This is a genomic window from Paenibacillus sp. FSL H7-0331, from assembly GCF_001956045.1.
The window spans coordinates 1-5,630 of the sequence record NZ_MRTH01000096.1; the positions used below are offsets into that span (position 1 = coordinate 1).

The 5,630-nt window shown below is 39.0% G+C and carries 7 protein-coding genes and 1 pseudogene; all 8 read left to right on the forward strand.

Features of this window, described 5'->3' with window-relative positions; translation table 11 throughout:
* Window positions 1-594: 594 nt before the first annotated feature.
* The 8 genes and pseudogenes from BK127_RS41385 (at window position 595) to BK127_RS41415 (ending at window position 5,531) form a co-directional block, all read left to right on the forward strand.
* Entirely contained in the window at window positions 595-984 is a 390-nt protein-coding gene (locus tag BK127_RS41385) for a hypothetical protein (protein WP_076238462.1), read from the forward strand.
* Between the two features lie 60 nt (window positions 985-1,044).
* Window positions 1,045-1,293 (forward strand): hypothetical protein, encoded by a 249-nt coding sequence (locus BK127_RS41390; protein WP_179097822.1) that lies wholly within the window; start codon window positions 1,045-1,047, stop codon window positions 1,291-1,293.
* A gap of 309 nt (window positions 1,294-1,602) precedes the next feature.
* Window positions 1,603-1,719 (forward strand): annotated as a pseudogene (locus BK127_RS43445) (IS6 family transposase); the annotation flags it as partial.
* 29 nt (window positions 1,720-1,748) lie between these two features.
* On the forward strand, window positions 1,749-1,835 hold the full coding sequence (locus tag BK127_RS46005) for a hypothetical protein (protein WP_076238464.1): 87 nt from the start codon (window positions 1,749-1,751) through the stop codon (window positions 1,833-1,835).
* A 714-nt stretch (window positions 1,836-2,549) separates the two neighbouring features.
* On the forward strand, window positions 2,550-3,362 hold the full coding sequence (locus tag BK127_RS41405; RefSeq protein ID WP_076238465.1) for a metallophosphoesterase: 813 nt from the start codon (window positions 2,550-2,552) through the stop codon (window positions 3,360-3,362).
* A gap of 85 nt (window positions 3,363-3,447) precedes the next feature.
* Window positions 3,448-3,618 (forward strand): hypothetical protein, encoded by a 171-nt coding sequence (locus BK127_RS44400; protein ID WP_179097823.1) that lies wholly within the window; start codon window positions 3,448-3,450, stop codon window positions 3,616-3,618.
* 136 nt (window positions 3,619-3,754) lie between these two features.
* The gene (locus tag BK127_RS41410; protein ID WP_076238466.1) at window positions 3,755-4,291 is read left to right on the forward strand and encodes a PadR family transcriptional regulator; all 537 of its coding nucleotides are present in this window, start codon (window positions 3,755-3,757) and stop codon (window positions 4,289-4,291) included.
* A gap of 16 nt (window positions 4,292-4,307) precedes the next feature.
* Window positions 4,308-5,531, forward strand: a complete 1,224-nt coding sequence (locus tag BK127_RS41415; RefSeq protein ID WP_076238467.1) for an acyl-CoA thioester hydrolase/BAAT C-terminal domain-containing protein — start codon at window positions 4,308-4,310, stop codon at window positions 5,529-5,531.
* Window positions 5,532-5,630 lie beyond the last annotated feature (99 nt).

A 5,630-nucleotide genomic window follows, 5' to 3' on the forward strand; every position in this document is an offset into this window, starting at 1 on the left:
GAATCGAAAAGCGTGCATTGATGAAGCTATATCATGAGTTTTATAAGGTGAAACGCTAGGAAATAGGATATGAACCTTTAATGAGTCTGCCTGGACGGCAGGCTCTAATCTATAAGTGAAAGGACGTAGTGGTTTTGGACGAGCTACTGAAAGTTGTTGAAAAAAACATAAATAGTATAAGGTCAACAATTGAGCGAAACAAGAAATATCGTAAATATCCATTTACCACGACCATTATTACACGCTTATATTGTTACAAAATCGTTTTGGACAATTGGGAAAGCTTTTCGAAAATAATACTAAGTTTTAAAAATAGTCACTGTGTCCCCGTGAGTAAAATGAGTAATAGGTTCGAGAAAATAATAACGGTTGAAAGGAATAGTGTTTCTGGATTTATCACACGAAAAACGGAAGAGGAAATGTTAGCATACATCAGAGTGTTAGAGTGGAAAATCGATGATTTGCAAGGGATATGGTTAACGTGCCCTACTTAAGGGCTTAGCTTAAGAAGGTATATAATGATCATCACATTTGTAATACAATAGTTAGTCAAGATGAACATGTGGAAAACAAATTACAATTGGGGTGAAAATAATGACACTGCTAAATGACGGAGAAAAGGTCACTATCTTAATCGATCTTTTAGAACGTCATATTGATAAACTTCCGAGTGAAAACAGCTTTGCCAATTATCTTGAATCAATTCGTGGGTTTCTAAAAACAAAAGATCCAATTCTTCAAAAAGCAGCATTTTCTAATAGTGAGTTGTTTATTGACAACTTTTCTTATGTTTTAAATAACCATATTACTTTAAAACAGGCGGTAGGTTCACTAATAGCTGCATTCGATAAAGTGGGATATGCTGATTCAATGGATGCTGCTGTGATCATTATTAAGTTTGAGGATCTCCTAAAACAAATGCCTGTAGAAGATGCTGAAAATTTTTATAAGGAACGTTGGATAACTGATAAATATCGGGGTTGATGTTTGATCTTACTTTAAATCGAAAGGAATAGCTTAATGTCTCAGTTGATAAACCGACGAATGATGAAAAAACATTATGCACAAGGCGTTATTTCGGAGCTTCAGCAATTAGGGTATCCTTGTAAACAAGCGAAGGCTGCTTTTTTTCGCCACTATAGAGACATGAAGCGTACGTTTGGACTTGAGCCAAATGTAAGCGAATTTGCTAAGTTGATCGATGAGTTTGAAAAAGCGATGAAGCGCAAATACAACCCGAATGATCCAAATCAAATTTTTGTGGGCCACCTTTGGGAAAGGGTTAGAAAATAAGTGAGTAAAGGCTGATATCGCTGCCCAAGAGCTGTTTGGATAAGCGGCCAACTATAAACTGGACCTGTGGAAGAAGCTAAACGCGTATGCAAGACGGTGGCTCTAGATCGACAAATATCTATGAAGAGCGATGATTAAACAGTCCAATGTGATCGGACGAACTGTGCATAAGGCAAACTCCTAACTAAGGTTGTCTGTCCAAGAAACAGCAAACAGTATTCGCTTAAATGGATTACCTGAGGAAAGGCTATATAGCATAAGACGTCTTAGACTCGTCTGAGATCGCTCTGAAATGGATTTATTTAATAAATTCAATATGAGTCGGCGATCATTTTACTAACGGTGAGGTGGTATTTGAAATACAGTTTAAGCTATCGAGATGTAATAGAGATGATGGGCGAGCGAGGATTAAAGATTTCCTATACGATGAACTCAAAATCCTGCATTGGGACCATATGGGATTTTGGCTTTGCTATCGCAGTCTGCTGCGCGGCACGTTAGGATGGCCCGCCGACGGCACAACTACGCTGCATCTCACCTAGCGGGAGCTGCGATGGTTGCTCGATGGCTTATCGCTTACACAACAGCAGGCACATCCCCGCGTTTCGCCGGAAGTGGCGATTTAATGGTAGCCGGCAGGAGAGGGCGCGTATCCTGTCGAATCTTTCTACTATTAGAATCAAACCGGAATCCCTTATATAGAATAGAACAAATCCAGCAGCAAAACGTCGAGCTTGAGCAACAGAATACAAAACAAGCCCGTGAGCTTGCGAGTTGTCGGTCAGGCTCTCATGATACGAATAACAGTTCGGTCTGGCGCAGCAGAAGCGTTTTGGCACTTCGATCGAGAAGACGCATCCAGATCAACTGAAGCTGAACCTATTTAATGAAGCCGAAGTGATCGCAGTGCTTGAACCCAAGCGAATTAGTGTTTCGAGAGGAATCGGGTCATTTAAATGGCCTTTGGACAGGTAAGCATGATTACGCTAACGAGAAACAAGAGCTCAATAAATAAATCAGCAGGCTGCCGGTATCGGTAGCCTTTTACGCTGACGGGCAGGCGTTTAAGAAAGATATTGATGCCTACATATATATGGATTTAGAAGATGACATTCCGGAGATCTATCTCGTTCGAGTAGTAAACGCAACTGTTAATCGGTTCAGTGACCAGATTTCCAATTCGGTCTACCTTGGTGGCGGCCGGGATAAATGAACAGTGAACGATCCCGTTAAAATATCAGATTTAGGGAGAGCCAATGCAAACTTTTGATTTGATTTCTGACATCCATCTTGAATTCTGGATTCCTTTTATTCAAAACGTGAATAGAATGAGATCTCAAATAGATTCATTCATTGATGATATACTGCCTGATAAACCATCAAGAGTCCTAGTAATCGCTGGTGATTTAGGGCATTACAATGAACAGAATATTCTTATGTTGACAAGCTTTAGGCGGTATTACGAATATGTACTGTTTACATTTGGGAACCACGACTTATATATGATTTCCTCCGCACAGCGAGAGCGTTACTATAATAACTCTATAAATCGTTCGGGAGAAATGAAACAGCATGCAGCAGAAATTCCTGGTGTTTTTCCGCTTGATGGACATCTGATGGAAATTGAGGGCGTAACATATGGTGGCACAGGAATGTGGTACGATTATTCGTTTGGCATTCAAGAGTTAGGTATGACAAAAGCAAGACTCCATGAACTGTGGAAACGAACGATGAATGATGTAAATTATATTATCGAGTCTCCTATATTTCTACAGGAAGAGGAGAAACTAGCAAAGGTATTTAAGCAGTGTAACGTTGTAGTTACTCATGTCGGACCTGATTGGTCTAATGTGCATGAGAAATATCGGATAGATCCTATCACAAGTTTTTTCTACTTTGATGGTTCCAAATGGTTGTCTCAAGCTCGTGGAAAGATTTGGTGTTACGGACATACTCATTCTCGTAATGATTATGCGATCGAGGGTTGTCGTCTAGTAAATAATGCACTGGGCTATCCGAACGAAAATCCTTTCTCAAAGTTAGTATCTATTGAAATAGTACAGGTATAGATGAGCGATTTTGATGCCGATACTGTGTACAACTCATCCAAGTTTGCGACTCTTAGTTACAGAATCAGAGAAAAAAAGGGGGGATATGAATATTAATGAATTAAAGCAGATGGTGGGCGAGAGCGGCCCTGGCATCCAGCTATCTTCCGAGTATTCGTTAAAATCATTCGTTTTTATTGCCGGCACCGAGCGCGGTTATCCTGTAGAGTATCGGGCGCAGCCGTCGACCCATCTATTTTTTTGTGTACTCTTTTAGAATCGTGAAAAGAGTATCATCAACTTCCTTTGTTATTTCAGGGTTATGTAAGGCATATGTTATTTCGTTTGCAAAAAACGTGGTTTTAACTTAATATATACTTAAGTTTAAATATATAAAATTAGGTGAGTAGAAAATGTTTAGAATAACAGTTTTGGGGTTACTATCTAAAAAACCGATGCACGGTTATGAAATACAACAAATCCTAGAGTTTGACCAGGTAGAGCTTTGGACAAATCTTCAAGTGAATAAAATTTATCATGCTATTAGGCAGATGGAAAAAGAACAATTAATCAAGGTTCATTCAACCGATAGGAATGGTAACAGATCACGCGTGCTTTATAATATCACTGAAGCAGGCAAAGCAGAACTTACAAAAGAAATTGAAAAAACATTATGTAGTCCAACACTACATTTCCCATCTAAACTTTATACAGCTGTATCATTTATATCACAGGTACCGAAACAGAATGCTTTAATATGCATACAAAAGCACATAGTAGAGTTAGAGAAGAGTATAAAAATATGGGAAGAAGGAGAGCTAAAGAAGATTAACCTAGGAATCAAATCACCCAATTTCCTTAAAGCCGTATTTATGAATGGTATTAATAATATGAAAGCGGACATCAAGTTACTGTATGAAATCAGAGATCATATTGACGAACTGTATTAAGGAGGAAAGAACTAAGATGAATAAGAACGATGTACAATCTTTCTTAATAGATGACATAGAGATTGTGTTTAAAGGCTTACAAAGCCAACAAAGTACAGAAATCTTAGCTTATACCAAAGACGATGCAGGAAGCATATGGTCCTCTTCCAATGTTTATAAAGCCAACGATCAAGGTAACATTAATTTAGGAGTTGATGTGCCATTAGGAGTTGAGAAGGGTAGCGTTCAATCATATTTTTTAGTATCTATGACTCAGGAGAATAAGAAAAAAATGCCACAATTCTTTACAAAAACGAATACATCTCCATTAGTCGTAATTATTCAACTGATTTCGGACGGGATACTGTTGCAGGAGCGGGAAATAGAACTGCATTTTAAGTCTAATGAGGTAGAAGAACAGCTAATAACTTCACCTTTTGTTGGAAAGTTCTTCAAGCCTAGAAATAAACAGTCTAAGCAACCTGTGATAGTAGTAGGTGGGTCTGCAGGCGGTTTTCAATGGTCTGAAGTGATGGCCGCAATGTTAAGTACGAAGGGCATTCCAGCATTAGCAGTCGCTTATTTTGATTATCAAGGTGCATATGGTCTCCAGGATACACTTCAAGATATACCATTAGAATACTTTTTTTCAGCACTATCCTGGTTGAAGAAAGAAACCGGTGTTTGTGATAAATCTATTGGGATTATAGGTATATCTAAAGGAGGGGAAGTGTCCCTCCTTCTAGGAACAGTATATTCAGATAGTATTGGAAAGATTGTTTCCTACGTTCCATCTACACATGTTTTTGAAGGGATTGATTTCAGGAGGCAGAGTGTGAAGTCTTCTTGGAGTTTTCAAGGAACTTCACTACCTTTTATACCATATCCAACGGAAATGAATAATGCCGACCTGAGATATGAGCATGAACGCGCAAAGCAAAATACTCTCATTGAGGTAGTTAATCAATCCAGGATACGGGTTGAAGAGATAAACTGCCCTTTATTGTTGTTAGGTGCAGGGAGGGATGGGACGTGGCCTTCTTTGGAATACGTTTCTGAAATCGCAAATATACTTCAGGATAATCACTACCATCACAAAGTAGAAGTGGCTCTGTATCCGAACGCTGGGCATGTCATTTCTATCCCAAACTTACCTCCGACCCTAGAGAATTCATCAATTTCGTTTGTTGAGATGGCTAACACTAATAAAGATGCGTGGGAAAGAGTTGTTGCATTTTTACAGCACAATAGTTGTTCCTAAGAAGCCCTGCTTTTTAGCGGGCTGACCTTGCCCTGAAAAAGTAGACACGTAGAAAGCCTCAGTGAACCCAATTAGCCTAACTTTCTCCGACCAGGAATG